We start from the raw sequence: 16,446 nt of genomic DNA, 5'->3' as shown, positions 1-16,446 counted from the left end.
TGCCTCACTGTTTGTTACTAAGTACATTATTACGCCTAAGCATATCCTCATACTTAAGTACCTTCCTCCCCCATCTCCTCTTATTCCACCTATCTCCTATAATGTTAGTTATGGCCTTCTTTTCTGCTACGGCACTTACGCAATTATACCCGGTAATTCTATGATTATGCTTTATTATCACCCACATAATTATGTGAAGATTAATAATGCCATTATATTTGTGGCATTTCCAGCGAGTATAATTAATAAGGTGATTAACGCATTGCAGAAACTACCAAACCCAAGGGACTCAATGATAGTTGGCATTTACGTAAACGGCAGGTTAATTGCAGTTAACAATAACTCAGCACCAGTACTGGGTTTAAACGTTACGGTTAACAGACATAATTTCTGGCAATCCTTGAATATTAAGGGTGAGTTAAGTTGGTTTGTAGATTACACGGAATATAGTATAAGCTTCCCAGTAATTAACTTAACACCAAATGACACTATAGCCGTTGTCATTTACTCAGCAATACCCTACACGCTCCCCTCATGTGGAGCATCTAATGAGGCTGAGGTAGCTAACTTGATAATGAAGAATAGTTATGAGGATGGTAGGTACATAACTGAGGAGCCAGTAGTATACATAATTCACGTACCAGGACTGATACAAGGCCTACCTCAAGAGTTACCGATAAGTGGGAAGCCATTCATTACTGGGATTGCGCCATCATATATAATGGGCTTAACATGAGTAATAAATGGTGAGCATAATGAGGAAATTAAGGATAACTTCAATGGTAATTACATTCCAATTACCACATATATAGCGTAATCATTGGTTTAAATTAATCATGCTACTCTTGAGGATACGTAGTTCCAAGTAATTTTTCGTTCAAGTAACGGTCCTTGAAGGGTGACTAAAAGGCCAGCTAATTATGCTTTAATTATATTAGGCTAATATAAGCAGGTCAGAATTATGTTATTCATAGTTGAATTCGCATTGCCTGCTAATGCCACTTATAATCTATTACTAAGTATTATTGCGTTGAATCATTGTTAACGCTGACCCTATAGCTGATGTAACTGCTAATGCGATTAATAAGTATAGTATGGTGGTGTAGTTGGCGTACATGCTTAATACATGGCTTATGCTTAATGAGTATGCATAGAGGATTAACATGGATACTGTATATATGAGTAACCCAATTATGTTAAATTTGCCCCTAATGATTGTGAGTAATGTTAATAATAGCATCAACCAGCCTAAAATGCCAGCAATGGTTAAGGCAAGCACTATGGATTCAATGTAATTAACGTTAATTGTAGGTATTGGTAATATGATTAGGTTAATGGGCATGTTGACTCCATATAGGTAGCTAACGTAACTGACCCCAAGCATGAACCCAGCAACCACACTTGCCAGTATAAGTAGGCATCCTAGGAAGCTTATGACGCCTTTAATCCCCGTAACATCATTAGTGGCTATTACTATGAGGATTACTGAGGCTAATGCTATTACAGTATTAATAGTGAATGCTAAGTACCTATGAGTCTCGTAGAAGCCCACATTACTTATGATTAAGTACTCAAGCCCAATTGATACTAATATGCCTAGCGCATATGTAAGTAAACCCACCTTAATAAGCCTTAAATTAACCACAGGCATTAAGTATTATACAGCATTAAAACTTTACTGCAATCACCCTGTGAGCTGCCCCTACCTTAAAGGTGCGGGGCTCTGCAGGCCCAAACTGAGGGTGGTGGCCTCTGATTCTGCGCTGGAAAAGGAATAATAAATACCAGTTAAAAAATAATCTCATCTTAAAGTGATGAGGGGTTAAGCACTTTATAACCCTATTAATTAATTCATGTAATTCATGCTTTATAACCTACATTCAATTATAATGAATCATTCATTAAAAGGTTAAACTACACTCATGCCTTGAATGCGGCTCCTATTAGAGGTTCTGCTGGGCAGTATTTATCATTCACCTTAATTACCCATGATGAGTCGAGTAGTTGCCTTAAGTATTCGCTAATCCTTGAGTCACTGATCCCCATCCCAATCATAGCCTCAAGGCCGCGCTTCACCTCACCCCAACCTACGCATTCATTAGACATCATCCTCATTATTGCGAGGTACCTATCCTTAGCTGATTGCTTATCAATTAGGAAGTTATCGAATTCACGCCTTATTAAGGCTGCGGCGTAATTAATTACTTCATTAATTGCCTTACCTAAATCCCTACTCTCATAGTACTTGAGGCCAAAGTAAGTTAACCAACCTGGAATACCACCTAACCTACCATATACTTCATCATAATCCCTAAACTCAATATTTAATTCACTGAAGCCACGCCTTAAAAACTCAATGGCCTGCTCCCTGGTGAAGGGGGTTAACTCAATGGTCCCCATAGCCCTACCGAAGAGTGGGGATCCTGGATCCTTAATCCTGAGGAACCTATACAGTAGGCCCATTTTTGACCCACTTACTATGAATCTAATCCTCCTTAAGTTATCGTAGGCGTACGCTAATGTAGGCAGTATATTGAAACCCCTAGCCTTAATAAGCTCCTGAGCCTCATCAAGGACAATAATAACCCCATCACTAGCCCAATCATTCAGGGCATCAAGTAGTTGAGCTAAGGAAGCCCTTGCACTGCTTTTCCAGGAGAATAGGACTTGATTACCCATAATACTAACGCCACTAATACCCTTAAGGAAATTAATTAATTTGGGAAACCTACCAGTTAGTTCATTAATATTACGCTGAAGTTCAAGGATGAAGTCCCTATACGATAAGTATTGATGCTCCTCGAATTTCCTTAAATCAATGTAAATTGCGGGCATGTTCAATTCCTTAAGGGCAACAAGTATTAGTGAGGATTTACCAACCCTACGTAAACCAAGCACAATGGTTATTGGTACATTCAGCCTGCTCACATAATCAATAATCCTACTTAACTCATCCTCCCTATCAAATAGGTTAACCTTATTATCCTTAGGCCTTAAGTCAAATAACACTACCACCCCCGGAAGTTACTACCGCCCCCGGTAGTTTATTAATCTATTGGGAACACTACATGAACCTCATTATTATGCCTAATCAATTTAACCTTAATACCGTATAATTGCATCAACTTCCCCTCAGTTAATACCTCATTCGGCTCCCCAATACCTATTACATTACCATCCCTTATCATCACAACTTGATTAGCCATGAGGGCTATATCCACGTCATGTGTTGCAACCATTACTGCACGTTGATTTGCCAATTCACGTATGATATTAATCATCCTATACCTATTACCTGGGTCGAGGTTTGCCGTTGGTTCATCTATTAGCATTAAATCAGCATTGCTGGCTATGGCCCTGGCAATCATTGTTAACCTCTTTTGCCCTGTACTTAATTCACTGAGCCTAATATTCCTAATACCCACTATGCCCACTTTCATTAGAGCATTCATTGCGTCATCATCATTAACCCAACCATAACCCCTCCTAGCCGTCTTAACAGCCTCCATTACCGTTAAATTAACTAAGCCATCAACCTCAGCAGGCGCATAGGCTACTGAGCCATTAACTTTAAGCCACCCCTTAATGACCCTTGCTGAACCAAATATTGCCTTCATTACCGTTGTCTTACCACTCCCATTGGGGCCAAGCAGTACCGTTAACCCTCCCCCAACCGTTAGGCTTAATCCCTTAACCACCACACGTGACCCATAGCCCAGGTAGGCGTCCTTGAATTCAATTAGGGTTTTACGTTGATGCACCGAAACCACCCTTAAGAAGCATCCACATTAGGATGGGGATGCCTGCAAGGCCAGTTACCGCAGTTATGGGTACCACATACCCCCTTATCATTATCCTTGAGGCCAGGTAGGAGTAGGTTAATATTAGTGAACCCACTAGGCCTGAGCCGGGTATTATTATGCCTCCAGATCCCCTACCTGTTAATTGCCTAACAGCGTATGGGGCTATAATGCCTATGAAGCCTATCACTCCAGTGAAGGCAAGTGAGACGGCTAGGGGTATTGAAATTAAGGCCACTAGCCTCCTCCTAACCGCTGCTGGGTTAACGCCACTAGCCTTAGCCACATCATCGCCAAGCATGAGTAAGTCCACGTACCTTGATGAATAAGCAACCATTAAGACCGTTGGTGCTGCGGCAATTAACATCACATAGAATTGCCACCATAGTATGCCGCTTAGGTTACCGTAGAGTAGGTAGAGGGGTTGTATTGATGCTGTGGGGTTAATGGACTCAATAATCAGCATGATTATCATTGATGCAGCGTAGGAGAGGAGAGTAATTAATATGCCCATTAATATTAAGCCCACTATACCAAGCCTTGAGCCAAGCATAACCACCATTAATGAGGAGAATAAGCCAATTAACAATGCCAGGAGGGGTATGGCTGAGGCAGCTAATGCACCTGTTAACTTACCTATGAGGACAAGTAAGTAACCTAGTAAACCTCCTAAGACGGCTGCACTGGCTATTCCAGTGGTGAATGGTTCAGCTAGGGGGTTCCTTAATATGCCTTGCATCACAGCTCCTGAGGCACCCAGTACGTAGCCGACCAGTATTGATGTTAATGCTGAGGGTAACCTAATATCCATTATAATCACCCTGTACTTAACTTGATTACAGTGTATTAGGCAATTGCTAGGCACATTAACCTCACCCAGGGTTAAATTTAGAGTGAAGCCAATGAGTAGTAGGATTGGGATTAGGAAATACGTAACCCTTTTAATAAGTAAATTATCCATCACGCATCACTTAACCTCCCTGACTTGGGAGAGTTAGCTTTAGGCTACTTATCACCCATTCACTACTTACACATTGGGGTACATTACTTAACCCAAAGGCCCCAGGATGTAGTATCACTGCCATAATTTCAGCCCCATATACTGATAAGGGGCCTGGTTCCTCAACTAGGCTTGTGGCTAAGTTACCCAGTACGTAAACGTGGCCTTCCTTAACAGCCTTGGTGTAGTTTATTCCGGGTATCTGCATTATGGCTTCAAGGGTTGCCGTGCAGTTGCCCATGAAGTTGCTTGCTATTATGTAGTCTGGGTCATAGGCTATTAATTGACTTGGTGTTATTGTTGACCACGGTATGGTGGTGTTAACAACATCTAAGCCGCCGGCAATGGTTAATTCATAACCTATGAAAGTTACGTTGGATGGTGAATAAATGGGGTTATTCCAATCCATGAAAACCACTGTTGGTTCACTTAAGCCACTGACCCTACTCCTAATACCTTCAATAATATTGTTCATCCAAGAGGCCACGGCTAACCCCCTCTCGGGTACTCCAAGTGCCTTAGCCACTGAATAAACATCAGCCTCAATCTGCTGGAAGGTCCTATCAGCTGTACCATTTATGATCACTAAAGGTAACCCTATGCTTGAGAATGATGCCAATGTACTTGCCCCATAGAAGCCTAAGTCATAGCAAACCACTGTGGGTGATGCATTAACCACAGCCTCAATGGATGGGGCCGGCCATATTGAGGTAAGCACTGTTGTATTTGAAGGTATCGTTACATTGAAGTAACTTAGTAGCTGCCGAGAGTACGTGTCTATTAGGACTACCTTATTGCCTAGGCCTAGGGTGAAGATTATTTGAGAGCAGGCTGGATCAAGGGATGCAATCCTCATATTCTGTGTTGGAGCCATTGTGGTTGTTATAGTGGTTGTTGCTGTACTGGTTACTGTACTTATGACTGTTGAAGTGGCCACAGTAGTTGTGGTTAATGTTACTGTACTGGTTGCTGTTGAGGTTAAAGTCACTGGGGTGGCTGTTGTAGTTACTGTTACTGGTGATGTAATGGTCATGGTCTTAACTGGTTGATTAACCTTGTAGGCTAAGTAACCCACTGCCGCAACCAGCAACACCACTAGTACTATTAGTATTGTTGACTTATAGTCCATAGTGGTGGGATAATTATCCTACTTTTAAGCATTACCCCAATGGCGAAAACAAAATAAACAATAACCCAGGGTTAATTTTTAATGAACAGTGAGGAGTTGGCTAGGTTAATTGAAGTTCTTGAGAACACTTTAATTGTTAAGCTTAATGATGATTACGCAGTTAGGATTATGGATTACGTTGGTCCTGGGGAGCACGACTACACGGTGGTTCCTATACTCTATAGGTTGGGTGATTCCAAGCTTCTTGAGGTATGGATTGAGGTTGATGCTAGGCAATATAGGGTTGCTTTAATAAGTGAGGTTGATGAGCACTTAAAAGCTGTTGGGGGTTGGTTGGCTAATGGTGAATTCCTAGTGCTGTTTAATGATGGTTTAGTTAAGATAACTATACCTAAGGATAGTGAACCCTTCAGGGGTTTCATTAGGCCTGGGTAATCATTGGTTTAAACTTAATAAATGCTAATCCTTAACGTGATTCAATGGTGGGTAAGGCATCAGCAGTGGCTAATATAATGATTGCAAGGTTCATATACAGCATCTACTGGTACTACTTGGCGCCAGCCTTACCGTTAATTAGGCAGGAATTAGCTGTACCGAATTATGAACTTGGCCTAGTCCCACTCTTCTTCATAATAGGGGCTGGTTCATTCCAAATACCGGCAAGCGCCATTGCTAGGCGTATTGGTAACGTTAGGACCGCTGTGCTTGGCTTAACCCTACTATCAGTAGCTGGAGTAGCCACTGCCTTCAGTACGAGCTTTAATGAGATACTGACCTTAAGGCTACTGGCCGGTATTGGTGCTGCATTATTCTTCTCCACAGCGGCCACGGTTATAACTAACCTATACCCGGGTAAGGAGGGGTTAATGCTTGGTATATATAATGCAGTATTCAGTGCTGGAGCTGGGGTGGGGTTGGTTTACGGTGTTGTTTACACTATTGTTAATTGGAGAATCGCAGTACTGGTGATTAGTGTAATAGGATTACTAGAATCCATAATACTCTTTAAGGCTTCTTCACCACTTAATAGGCCTATTGACGCCGGTTTATCAATAAGCAGGAGCGCCGTATTAGTGGGTTTAGCCACTGCTGGGTATTGGGGAGCTAATTATGCCGCAGGTAACCTATTACCCACTTATGCCGTTAATCATGGGGTTGGTTTAGCTAACGCTTCATTAATAACATCACTACTCCTCTTCTCAAGCTTAGTGGGTGGCTTATCAGGTAGGTTGGCTGATTTAACCAGTAGGAGGGAGCTCCTAATTATTGCACCGGCTGTGCTTGGTTCATTATCCTTCCTACTAATCCCAACACTTAACCCATACGCAATGATTGCCTCAACACTCATAGTGGGTTACACCAGCGAACTCATGATTACGGCATCCTACGCCCTTGCTGTTAATGACTTAAACCCAACCATGGGTCTTGCAACAGTTAATACCTTAAATATGGTTGTTGGCATGTGGTTGAGCCCATTATTCACGGCACTTATGAGTAATTCAACATTACCATGGATCATGATGATTATAGTCTCAGTGGCACCGCTGCCCCTCCTACTGGTGAGGCGTAGGGTTAAGCATTAAGGCTAGTAGGGTAATGTTAATTCCCTAATAACCATCCGTTACTTATTAAGCTTAATAACACTAACCTAAGTAGGTTATATGCCACTTGGGCGTAGGGGTATTAATTATGAGAGGGAATTAGCTAACTGGCTGTGGAGCCTTGGATTCGCCGTAATTAGGGCACCAGCCAGTGGCGGTGGGGTTAGGCATAGGTTCGCCCCGGACCTAGTAGCCATGTTTAAGGGTAAGGTAATTATTCTTGAGGTTAAGTATAGGGCTAAGCCGACTCCAATAAGCATACGGTGTGATAAGGTTAATAGGTTAATTGAATTCGCAGGTAGGGCTGGTGGAGAAGCTTACGTAGTTATTAAGTACGCTAGGGAACCCTGGAGGATAATGCCTATTAAATCATGCAATAGCGACTCAGCATTAACCTATACTGTCAGTGAGGTTAAGGAGGCAAGTAAACTTGAGGATGCTGTTAGAAGCATCATTAATGTTAATTTAATTAACCTACTAGGTAATAATACTTAATACCATTAATGCCGATGTAAGAACCTTATTTAAAGAAAACGCACCGCATTTAACCCTTCTTAATCACCAGTACCTCCAGCACCAGCAATAGCCACTGAACCAACCTTCTCACTTAAGTACTTTAACCTATTCTTCTCATACTCCTCAACTGGAATCGGCTTAAGCGTTGAGAGTATCTGCGGTAGTGTTGTGTACTCCATCTCCTCCGGCGGTAGCCTATGCGGCATTATTGGCCCCATCCTCCTAATGTAGTCGGTTACGAAGGCTGCCACTTGCCTACTTAAGTCGAAGGCTGGATCATCAAACATGTCCACAGGCCCCTCTAAGTAGCCTTCATGTAGTTGGAAGCCTAATGCACCAACCTTAGGTGGCCCATCGAATCTAGTCATCTTAGGGCCCATGGCTATCTTATTAGCTTGATCAATACTTACAAACTTACCTGGCATTAATGGGCCAGTGTGGCTACCCCTCATCCAGCCCTCCACCAAGTGGGGTAGGGCAAACGCTTCAAGGACCTCACCCACGGCTGGTAAGCCGTGTTGAGCCCTAACTATGGCCACTGGGTCATCCTTACCCACGTACCTACCGGCTATTAAGTTAAGCCTCTCCACACTCACGACTGCTGCCTGAGTTAAGTCACTCCTCCTGTAAACCCTCCTAATAATGTACCTTCCAGGTGTACCTATTAGGCCAAGTATAGTGTATATGTGTTCTGGAGCATCAAGTAGGTAAACCTTACCCTCATAAACATCAATTATCTCAAACCTAAACCCACCATGCATCTGAGGATCAATGACTAAGCCAGCGGTGTTAAATGGATCAGCGAATATCTTATACATGGGTAAGTTATATGCACCTGGCTCGGTCTTATCAGCGGCGAAGATTATTAGCGGTTCACTGGGCCTCTCCTCAAACTCCATTTCAGCTACCTGGGGTCCAAGCCCCCTCACGTTGCCGCTGAAGCTATCCTTAAGTAAGTCCTGCCCAGCACCATATAGCTTAAACTTCTTGGCATAATTCTCAGTAGCATCCTTGAATATGCTCCACGCTAATCCATGTATCTCAGGGTTATCAATACCCTTAGTGTGGGTCATTAGGAGGCTCATGTCATCACCTACGTTAAACACATAGTAATCGATTAGTAACCCATTCTTAACAGCCTCCCTAAGCCTACTACTAGCATATTCAAGTATCTTTGGGTGAACCCAAGCATGACCAGGTATTCCTCCAATATCAGCTTTTATTACTGATACGGTAGTTTTAGGTGCCATAATAATATATTATAATGCATCCTTATAAACTTTATGCTATAATATATAATATATAATTTGCTGTATAAATTAATGCATATAAAAATATATTAAATAATTCAACTACCTAAATATCTAGCATGATAAATATACTAGAGGAAATGTCAAACATAAATTAATGGTTTAGTCAGAGGTTTGACACTTAGTAAGTATCATTAGCGTTATGCTTAAGTTCAACATTAACCATAGTAACCCTGAAACCACATTTTTACACTTGATGAAATAATAATTGCCTGAGACTATCCATTATTATTAATGACCCAACGTAATCAGTAAACTTATTAACCATCAATCAAAGTACAGTATACTTACATAAATTAAAGGTACGTGTGGTAAAATACCTTTAAAGGAAACATTACTACATAATACCCCATAAGGTATTTAAGCTATTAAGTTATCAAATAAAAGTACTTGAAATTACGGTTACAATACCTAGGAGGCTCATGATGAAATTTTAAGAGAATACTTAATGCTGAGTATTTAGCTATTAATGAATTAATTATGAAACTAAAGATTAATGAGTAAAACCGATGAACAGTTACTGAGTTGGTGAAGCATGGATAAGGCATGGGCATTACATGTTTTTAGCTTCATGAGGGCAAGCTTAATGAGGGGGATGCGATTGTAAGGCTACCGTATGTGGAGAAAATAATGTATGAATCAAGGAAAACTAGGTTAATCTTACTTACTCCTGAAGCTCCTATAAGGAACTTACTTAATCCTAATCATACTTAGGGATATGTTACCTAGTTCACAATTAATGACTCAGGGCAGCACCCTTAAGTGTACCTCAATTAAATTAATGGTAGTATAAGGGGGATTTTAACCCCTAGAATATTAAATACTTAAAAAGCATCCTCACACCCATGTACCATGCAGTGCACTGAATCCCCCTCAATGCTGCCTGTTAACGGTGGTTGGCTGTTTAGTATTATTGATAAGCCTAATGTCCTTGGCAGATTTCCTGCTGTGGTTATGCTTCACGGCTTCACTGGCAATCATATTGAGGCTAATAGGCTTTACGTGGATATCGCTAGGGCATTATGTGAAGTGGGTTTCGTAGTTGTTAGGTTTGATTATAGGAATCATGGTGATTCATCCGGACCCTTTGAAGATTTCGATATTGAAAACGCCGTAAGTGATGCTGAGTACATGGTTAACTACACCCTTAAGCTTGATTACGTTGACTCAAGTCGCCTAGCCATAATTGGCTTAAGCATGGGTGGCAACATTGCATTGAGGATATACTCAAGTATGCCTAACACCATTAAGGCAGTAATCCTACTATCACCGGGAATATCCTTCCATGGGATAAGTAAATTACTGGAGCAGGCTAGGGGCGATTACGTTTACTTCGGGGCATTTAGGCTTAAAGTTAGTAACGTAGCTAAAATGGCTAAATCCGATGCAATGAGTATAGCGGACTCAATTAATGCACCAATATTAATCATCCACGCTAAGAATGATGAGGCTGTGCCATACCAGCAGTCAGTTGAATTCCACAATAGGGTGAAGTACAGTGACAAGACGCTAATGCTGCTGGATAAGGGTGGGCACGTGTTCACGGATTATGAAATTAAAAGTAAGGTAATAGAAGCAATAACAAACTGGTTGAAGGAGAAATTAGGGGCTGCTTTGGGTTGATCCCTAATCAAAGCTTAATTCCAATATCATTTGCCTCCACCTCTTAGGGGAATGTTTTCAGGGACTTAGCCTACTTACGCCCTAGTTAAGCGAAAAAGTATTAAAGAGTATTTACTTCATATAAATCGTGGAGGAAGCCATTGAGAACACGGTGGTGGATAAGGTTGCAACATTAATAGCGGGTTCAATAGTGATGGCTGATTCACCAGGTAAGGAGCTTAAGCGTTGGAGGGAGTACTTCAATATTCCTCAGACTGAGTTAGCCATAAAGTTATCAACTACACCAAGCGTGATAAGTGATTATGAGTCAGGTAGGAGGAAGTCGCCTGGGTCATATTTTATTAAGAAGTTTGTTAAAGCCTTAATAGATATTGAGCTTGAGAAGGGTGGTTCAAGACTTCAACTGCTTATTAAGCAATTATCAATTGGTGATAAGTATACCTTAGCTGTGGTTGACATGAAGGATTACGCTAGCCCAATAAGCCTTGAAACATTCCTAAAGGCAATAAATGCCTCCCTGGTGGTACCTCCAGCAGTGAGGATGGATATACATGGGTACACTATGGTTGATAGTATTAAGCTACTGCTTGATGTACCATCATACGAGTACCTTAAACTTTATGGATCAACAACCCAGAGGGCTGCAATATTCATTAACACTAGGTACGGTAGGTCACCTTTAGTTGCCATAAAGGCAATGATGGCCTTCGTCGACTTTAAGCCATCAATAGTTGTGCTACATGGCTTAGATAAACCAGATTACTTAGGTATTGAAGTGGCTAGGAGGGAGAAGATACCCCTAGCCATGAGTAACATGGATGTTGATGAAATGGTTAGGGTACTTAGATCACTTGGTTAACCTCATACCATTGAAATATCTACTAGTGAATTATTAATGCGAAATAACTCGGAGGGTTTTAAAAAACGGCAGCGTTAATCAACGTGGAATACCCATTAATTAAACCATCAGTAATACTATTATCTACCTGGGGTAATGAGGATTATACTGCAGCAATGGCTGACGTAGTATATAGGGGCTACACTATTGATAAAGCACTGGAAAGGGTTAAGGGTGATCAGGGTATTGTTAAAAGGAGGATAATTAACTTCCTTAAGGATGGGCATTCAAGCGTCTTCGAATTCATGGGGGCGCAGTGGCTTATTGAGTGTTCGAGGGCTTGTACTCATGAATTAATTAGGCATAGGGTTGCATCATACTGGCAGGAGAGCCAGAGGTACGTGGATTACGCTAAGGGACAGTTAAGGTTCATTATACCACCTGATGCATTAGGCATAATGAGTAAGTTACTTGACTCCACCGCTAGGGAGTACATTAATTATAGGGGTAGTCAAGCACCTGAGGATGCTAGGTATGCTTTACCCAATGCCATGGCTAGTAGGATTTGGGTTCAAATGAATGCTAGGGAATTCTTCCTAAACTTTATACCACTTAGAACTGGGCTTGGGGCGTTTCATGAAATTAGGCTAATAGCCTGGCTAATGTTCTCCACGGTCATTGATAAGTTCCCAATAACGGCCAAGTGGGTTTGGGTTAATTTAACTAAACTCCACCCCGATTACTGTAGGGGTGTTGAGAAGTTTACAGCCGTATATGGAACCAACGACTGCAGGGTGATTAGTATTAGGCAAGCCTTCGAGAAGTGGGGGTTAAGCATACCCTCCAGTTTAGGGGAATTAATTAGCGAGAAGCAGAATATTAATGCTTAAACCTCTTCGGCCTTAAATCCTTACTACCACACCTCCTACATTTCTCAGCACCAATAGGGTTCCTTGCCCCACACCTCCTACATATCCAGTAACCAAACCTATGCTCAACCGCTATCCTAAGCTTCTCAGGGTCACTTATTGGCATAGGCAATCGCTGATACTCACCATTTTAAAACATTACGCCACTAATTCATCCCAGAATTAGATTAAAGCCGCATTAACGCAATAGAATCTGAGTTTAAGCTCAGCCGTATAGCAAGTTGGTAAGTCTCTTAGTTCTAATGACGCTAAGCACCTTCTTGCATTGCTGAGGTTAGTGATGAGGATTCACCGTGGCTTAAATACTTATAAATACATTTACTGCAATTAATGTGCAGTGAATGTAATTAAATTGAGGGCGCTGGCTAAGATTATTAATGAGGATGTTATTAAGGAGGCTTTTATAGGTAAGATTGTTACATTAGGTTACGTTGAACCCCTACTTCCCCAGGAAGTGTTTAAGTATTATCCATTAAATGAATATGATTATAGGCTTGATTCAAACATAATAGAGTACGTTGTAGCTAATATGGAGGATTTAAAGAATAACCTAGATCCAGGGATTAATATTAATAAGGTTTCCACGGAGCAATTTAATGAATGCATACAATTAACCAGTAGTGAGTATGAGTTAATCACCATGTGTAAGAGGAATGAGGAGTGGGTGGTGTATCATATGAATAAGAGGGCGTTAATGAAGCACTTAGTATTAAACATAACGCTTGAGGGGGGTAAATTAAACGTAAAGGTGAAGAAGAATACTAACCCCTCTTATGATGTTAAATTGAAGGTAGCATACATACTTGGCTGCGATGCGCCCGTTGACTTCATTATTGACGTGTACTCCAGCATTTACGTTGAATACTTCAGTGAGTATAAGTTTAAGCTTCCGGAACCCGCAGATGTCGTTAATGCGCTCATTAATAATCTAGCCAAGTACAGGAACTTCCTTAAACTCTACACCACTGATTACTACATTTACGAGTTAACAATGGCCGGTTACCTCATTGAGTTAGAAAATGAGGGGCAGAGGGTAAGGGTTAATGTTAATGGTGAAACAGTATTAACTGGGAAACAGTTAAGGGGCGGTAACCTCTATGAGATAACAGATATTATGCTAGATAAGTTGAATGAGCTTAAAATAGGGCTTGACATGATTGAATTATACTCATGCAGCCTTGATGAGTTACTTAGAAGGGCCATAAGCGGGTTAAGGGAATCAATACGGGTTTAACCAAAGCATATTATTGAAAATCACTACTTCACTCACTAATTCTAATTCTAACTAAATTATTCATTAGGACGCTGGCTATTGGCTTCAACGTATCGTACATACTCATGGTTAATTTACACCTAACCCCCCTTTGAATAAGCCATAGGAGTATGGTTAAGCTAGCCACCACTGGAGCCTTCTTAAGGTCATTTACATTTCTTGAACCCGTTAGGAACATTGCCGCCTTGAACTCCCACATTAACTTATTAATCGTTTCCTTGACTGAATCATAACCCTTAAGCGCTGAGAGGAGCATTGGCCTTGACATTGAGAAGGCGTTGGCACCGATGGCTATTGCCTTAGCCCCATCTAACCCATTCCTAATACCCCCTGAGGCGAATATTAAGCCATCGTAAACGCTACTGACTTCACATATTGATAGAAGCGTCGGTATACCCCAATTCCTAAACACGTCAGCCTCACTGGTTTCTCCGCTTCTAATGGACTCAATCCTAATGAATGATGTACCACCAAGGCCTGCAACATCAATTGCATCTGGGGGTATGTTGGAGAGAGTTTTTGCAACCTCCATGGATATTCCATTACCAACCTCCTTAACTATCAGGGGCCGGTTAACAACCCTCCTAATTAACCTTAATTTACTTAACACATTCTTAAACCACGGCTCACCCTCAGGTTGAAATAACTCCTGGGCTGGATTAAGGTGAATTGCCACGGCGTCAGCGTTAATCATGTCCACTGCCTCATTAACCCAATCAATCAACTCCCTATCACTCAGCCTTGAAACCTGTGGGGCACCTAGGTTGGCTATCTTTAAGGCGTTTGGCGCATTCTCACCAACCACCTTGAAGCTCCTAGCGGTCTCAGGCTTCACTATTGCAACCCTCTGTGACCCAACGTACATGCCTATGTTAAACTCCTCAGCTGCCTTGGCTAAGGTGGCGTTAACCTTCTCAGCCGTCTCAGTGCCACCGGTTAAGGCACCTATTATGAATGGGAAGCTAAGCTTCTTACCGAAGATTGTGACCTCTGGTTCAACATCATTGAAATCCATTTCAGGTAGGGCATTGTGAATTAACTGAACTTCATCGAAGAGTGAGTCACCCTCCTCAACATTACTTGATGCAGCAATCCTAAGATGCTCATCCTTACGGTTCTGGATCATTCAAGTTAGGTTTAGTAGCACATATAAATAAAGCTTCCTCCCATAAGCTCAACCCCGATAACAGTCCTTAAGGGAATCTAGATTCATTAATAGGCGTAACTCAGTGGTTCGGTGGGTACCTGCTGATTACCTCCTTTAACTTATTAACCACGATATTAACCTCCTCTTGGCTTAAGGTATGCATGTTAATGCATAGGTTACCATCACATTCACAAGCATATACCGGTGGATCTCCTTCTCTAAGTAACTTAATGTATAATTCAGTATAGCTCTTAGGTAACTTAATCTCAACCTTAGGCACAGTTACTGGCCTTATCCTCTCCCCCTCATGATTAATCCTCTTCCCAACCCTAAGGCTAGGGAATAATGAGGTTAACTCACTTATCACTTCATCAGCCATCTTATTCATTAAGCTTAACCTCTCCTCATGATTAACACTAATGTACTCCTCCAACGCTGCCACAAGGGCCACAATATCCTCCTTACTAATCTTCATTACCCTACCTATGAATACCCTAGTCCGCCCATTAACGTTAATGTAACTAAAGGGGCTCATTAACCTACATGCCTCAAGGAGCTTCAAGTTATTAGCTAGAATTAAGCCCGTATCACCTGGTGCACCAATATCCTTACCACCACTAAAAACCACTAGGTCAGCCCCCATTTTAATGAATCTGGTTAAGTTAATTAATGGTGGCAGTTCAGCTGCGGCATCAACTATGACTGGTATGTTACGCTCATGGGCAATATCAATAACCCTACTTAAAGGCACCTCACCCTCCTCTGGTTCATATTGGAAATGCAGTATGGCTGCTGTGTTCTCATTTATAGCGCTCCTAACGTCATCATCACTAACCCCACTGGGTGAACCAACAATCCTAACCTTACCTCCTGGAATATTAATGAAGTAGGTGTATGGATTACCCACAGTATGGGGGTACTGTACAATAACCTCATTCCTCAACCCATCAGTGAAGGGCAACCTACTCATCTTATCAACATCACCCCCAGTAATGGCGGCGGCAATGGCCAATACTAAGCCGGCCCCAGCACCATTCGTTACCAATGCCCCAGGTACATTAAGTAGCTTAGCAATATATTCACCTGACTTAATTAGGAGCTCATTCATGTCAACAAAGGAGCCAGCAACCTCCCTCATAGCCTCTACAACCCTCAAACTAACCCTATTACTACCAAGCATCGTGAGTGTACCACAGGCATTAATAACCTTACGCACACCTAACCTATCTAACACACCCATGTTAAAGTGCTGTTAAGCTGGCTGTATTAATTTAAGCCTA

The 16,446-nt window shown here is 41.6% G+C and carries 17 protein-coding genes; 8 read left to right on the top strand and 9 right to left on the bottom strand.

The genetic code is table 11. The features are described 5' to 3' along the window. Positions 1–193: 193 nt before the first annotated feature. A complete protein-coding gene (locus BP896_RS06800; RefSeq protein ID WP_291766985.1) occupies positions 194–736 on the top strand; it encodes a hypothetical protein in 543 nt (180 codons plus the stop codon). A gap of 279 nt (positions 737–1,015) precedes the next feature. Here BP896_RS06800 and BP896_RS06795 read toward each other — a convergent pair whose 3' ends face one another. The 5 genes from BP896_RS06795 to BP896_RS06775 all read right to left on the bottom strand — a co-directional run bounded on the left by BP896_RS06795 (position 1,016) and on the right by BP896_RS06775 (position 5,929). Then, entirely contained in the window at positions 1,016–1,645 is a 630-nt protein-coding gene (locus tag BP896_RS06795) for a hypothetical protein (protein ID WP_291766983.1), read from the bottom strand. Positions 1,646–1,920: 275 nt separating this feature from the next. Next, positions 1,921–3,009, bottom strand: coding sequence for an AAA family ATPase (locus BP896_RS06790; protein ID WP_291766981.1), 1,089 nt, complete (start codon positions 3,007–3,009; stop codon positions 1,921–1,923). Positions 3,010–3,047: 38 nt separating this feature from the next. Then, entirely contained in the window at positions 3,048–3,761 is a 714-nt protein-coding gene (locus BP896_RS06785) for an ABC transporter ATP-binding protein (RefSeq protein ID WP_291766980.1), read from the bottom strand. Further along, positions 3,748–4,761: a FecCD family ABC transporter permease gene (locus BP896_RS06780; RefSeq protein WP_291766979.1), complete on the bottom strand. Its 1,014-nt coding sequence runs from the start codon at positions 4,759–4,761 to the stop codon at positions 3,748–3,750. Before BP896_RS06780 ends, BP896_RS06785 begins: the two co-directional genes overlap by 14 nt. Positions 4,762–4,771: 10 nt before the next feature. Beyond that, entirely contained in the window at positions 4,772–5,929 is a 1,158-nt protein-coding gene (locus tag BP896_RS06775; protein WP_291766977.1) for an ABC transporter substrate-binding protein, read from the bottom strand. A gap of 81 nt (positions 5,930–6,010) precedes the next feature. Between BP896_RS06775 and BP896_RS06770 the strand changes: the two genes are divergently transcribed. From BP896_RS06770 to hjc, 3 genes are all read left to right on the top strand, one after another. Continuing rightward, complete coding sequence (locus tag BP896_RS06770; protein ID WP_291766975.1) at positions 6,011–6,364, top strand: hypothetical protein; 354 nt, start codon at positions 6,011–6,013, stop codon at positions 6,362–6,364. Between the two features lie 44 nt (positions 6,365–6,408). Then, complete coding sequence (locus BP896_RS06765; protein ID WP_291766973.1) at positions 6,409–7,512, top strand: MFS transporter; 1,104 nt, start codon at positions 6,409–6,411, stop codon at positions 7,510–7,512. 78 nt (positions 7,513–7,590) lie between these two features. Beyond that, positions 7,591–8,025 carry a Holliday junction resolvase Hjc gene (hjc, locus tag BP896_RS06760; protein WP_291766971.1) on the top strand — a complete coding sequence of 145 codons (435 nt, stop codon included), beginning with the start codon at positions 7,591–7,593 and terminating at the stop codon, positions 8,023–8,025. A 59-nt stretch (positions 8,026–8,084) separates the two neighbouring features. Here the strand turns inward: hjc and fbp are convergent, their stop codons facing one another. Beyond that, positions 8,085–9,296, bottom strand: coding sequence for a fructose-1,6-bisphosphate aldolase/phosphatase (gene fbp, locus BP896_RS06755; RefSeq protein WP_291766969.1), 1,212 nt, complete (start codon positions 9,294–9,296; stop codon positions 8,085–8,087). Positions 9,297–10,208: 912 nt separating this feature from the next. On the opposite strand from fbp, the gene BP896_RS06750 reads away from it, so the two are divergent. From BP896_RS06750 to thyX, 3 genes are all read left to right on the top strand, one after another. Then, positions 10,209–10,979, top strand: coding sequence for an alpha/beta hydrolase family protein (locus BP896_RS06750; RefSeq protein WP_291766967.1), 771 nt, complete (start codon positions 10,209–10,211; stop codon positions 10,977–10,979). A 127-nt stretch (positions 10,980–11,106) separates the two neighbouring features. After that, a complete protein-coding gene (locus BP896_RS06745) occupies positions 11,107–11,838 on the top strand; it encodes a transcriptional regulator (RefSeq protein WP_291766965.1) in 732 nt (243 codons plus the stop codon). Between the two features lie 83 nt (positions 11,839–11,921). After that, positions 11,922–12,707 (top strand): FAD-dependent thymidylate synthase, encoded by a 786-nt coding sequence (thyX, locus tag BP896_RS06740; protein ID WP_291766963.1) that lies wholly within the window; start codon positions 11,922–11,924, stop codon positions 12,705–12,707. On the opposite strand, the gene BP896_RS06735 is transcribed toward thyX, so the two are convergent. Then, on the bottom strand, positions 12,697–12,852 hold the full coding sequence (locus BP896_RS06735; RefSeq protein WP_012186193.1) for a 50S ribosomal protein L40e: 156 nt from the start codon (positions 12,850–12,852) through the stop codon (positions 12,697–12,699). The two genes, thyX and BP896_RS06735, sit on opposite strands and share 11 nt — an antisense overlap. 231 nt (positions 12,853–13,083) lie before the next feature. On the opposite strand from BP896_RS06735, the gene BP896_RS06730 reads away from it, so the two are divergent. After that, positions 13,084–13,980 (top strand): hypothetical protein, encoded by an 897-nt coding sequence (locus BP896_RS06730; protein ID WP_291766961.1) that lies wholly within the window; start codon positions 13,084–13,086, stop codon positions 13,978–13,980. A 28-nt stretch (positions 13,981–14,008) separates the two neighbouring features. On the opposite strand, the gene fni is transcribed toward BP896_RS06730, so the two are convergent. Then, complete coding sequence (fni, locus tag BP896_RS06725; RefSeq protein WP_291766959.1) at positions 14,009–15,145, bottom strand: type 2 isopentenyl-diphosphate Delta-isomerase; 1,137 nt, start codon at positions 15,143–15,145, stop codon at positions 14,009–14,011. 100 nt (positions 15,146–15,245) lie between these two features. Then, positions 15,246–16,406, bottom strand: a complete 1,161-nt coding sequence (locus BP896_RS06720; RefSeq protein ID WP_291766957.1) for an aminotransferase class V-fold PLP-dependent enzyme — start codon at positions 16,404–16,406, stop codon at positions 15,246–15,248. Positions 16,407–16,446: the final 40 nt, after the last annotated feature.

The sequence above is a fragment of the Caldivirga sp. UBA161 genome (genome assembly GCF_002506515.1).
Lineage (GTDB): Archaea > Thermoproteota > Thermoprotei > Thermoproteales > Thermocladiaceae > Caldivirga.
Note: the sequence above shows the minus strand (reverse complement) of the source record. Positions and strands in the feature narration are given on the sequence as shown.

Excerpts from the sequence above, each read along its gene's own strand:
- BP896_RS06780 (WP_291766979.1), bottom strand. The coding sequence starts at position 4,761 with ATGGATAATTTACTTATTAAAAGGGTTACGTATTTCCTAATCCCAATC.
- BP896_RS06775 (WP_291766977.1), bottom strand. The coding sequence starts at position 5,929 with ATGGACTATAAGTCAACAATACTAATAGTACTAGTGGTGTTGCTGGTT.
- BP896_RS06770 (WP_291766975.1), top strand. The coding sequence starts at position 6,011 with ATGAACAGTGAGGAGTTGGCTAGGTTAATTGAAGTTCTTGAGAACACT.
- BP896_RS06765 (WP_291766973.1), top strand. The coding sequence starts at position 6,409 with ATGGTGGGTAAGGCATCAGCAGTGGCTAATATAATGATTGCAAGGTTC.
- hjc (WP_291766971.1), top strand. The coding sequence starts at position 7,591 with ATGCCACTTGGGCGTAGGGGTATTAATTATGAGAGGGAATTAGCTAAC.
- fbp (WP_291766969.1), bottom strand. The coding sequence starts at position 9,296 with ATGGCACCTAAAACTACCGTATCAGTAATAAAAGCTGATATTGGAGGA.
- BP896_RS06750 (WP_291766967.1), top strand. The coding sequence starts at position 10,209 with ATGCAGTGCACTGAATCCCCCTCAATGCTGCCTGTTAACGGTGGTTGG.
- BP896_RS06735 (WP_012186193.1), bottom strand. The coding sequence starts at position 12,852 with ATGCCAATAAGTGACCCTGAGAAGCTTAGGATAGCGGTTGAGCATAGG.
- fni (WP_291766959.1), bottom strand. The coding sequence starts at position 15,145 with ATGATCCAGAACCGTAAGGATGAGCATCTTAGGATTGCTGCATCAAGT.
- BP896_RS06720 (WP_291766957.1), bottom strand. The coding sequence starts at position 16,406 with ATGGGTGTGTTAGATAGGTTAGGTGTGCGTAAGGTTATTAATGCCTGT.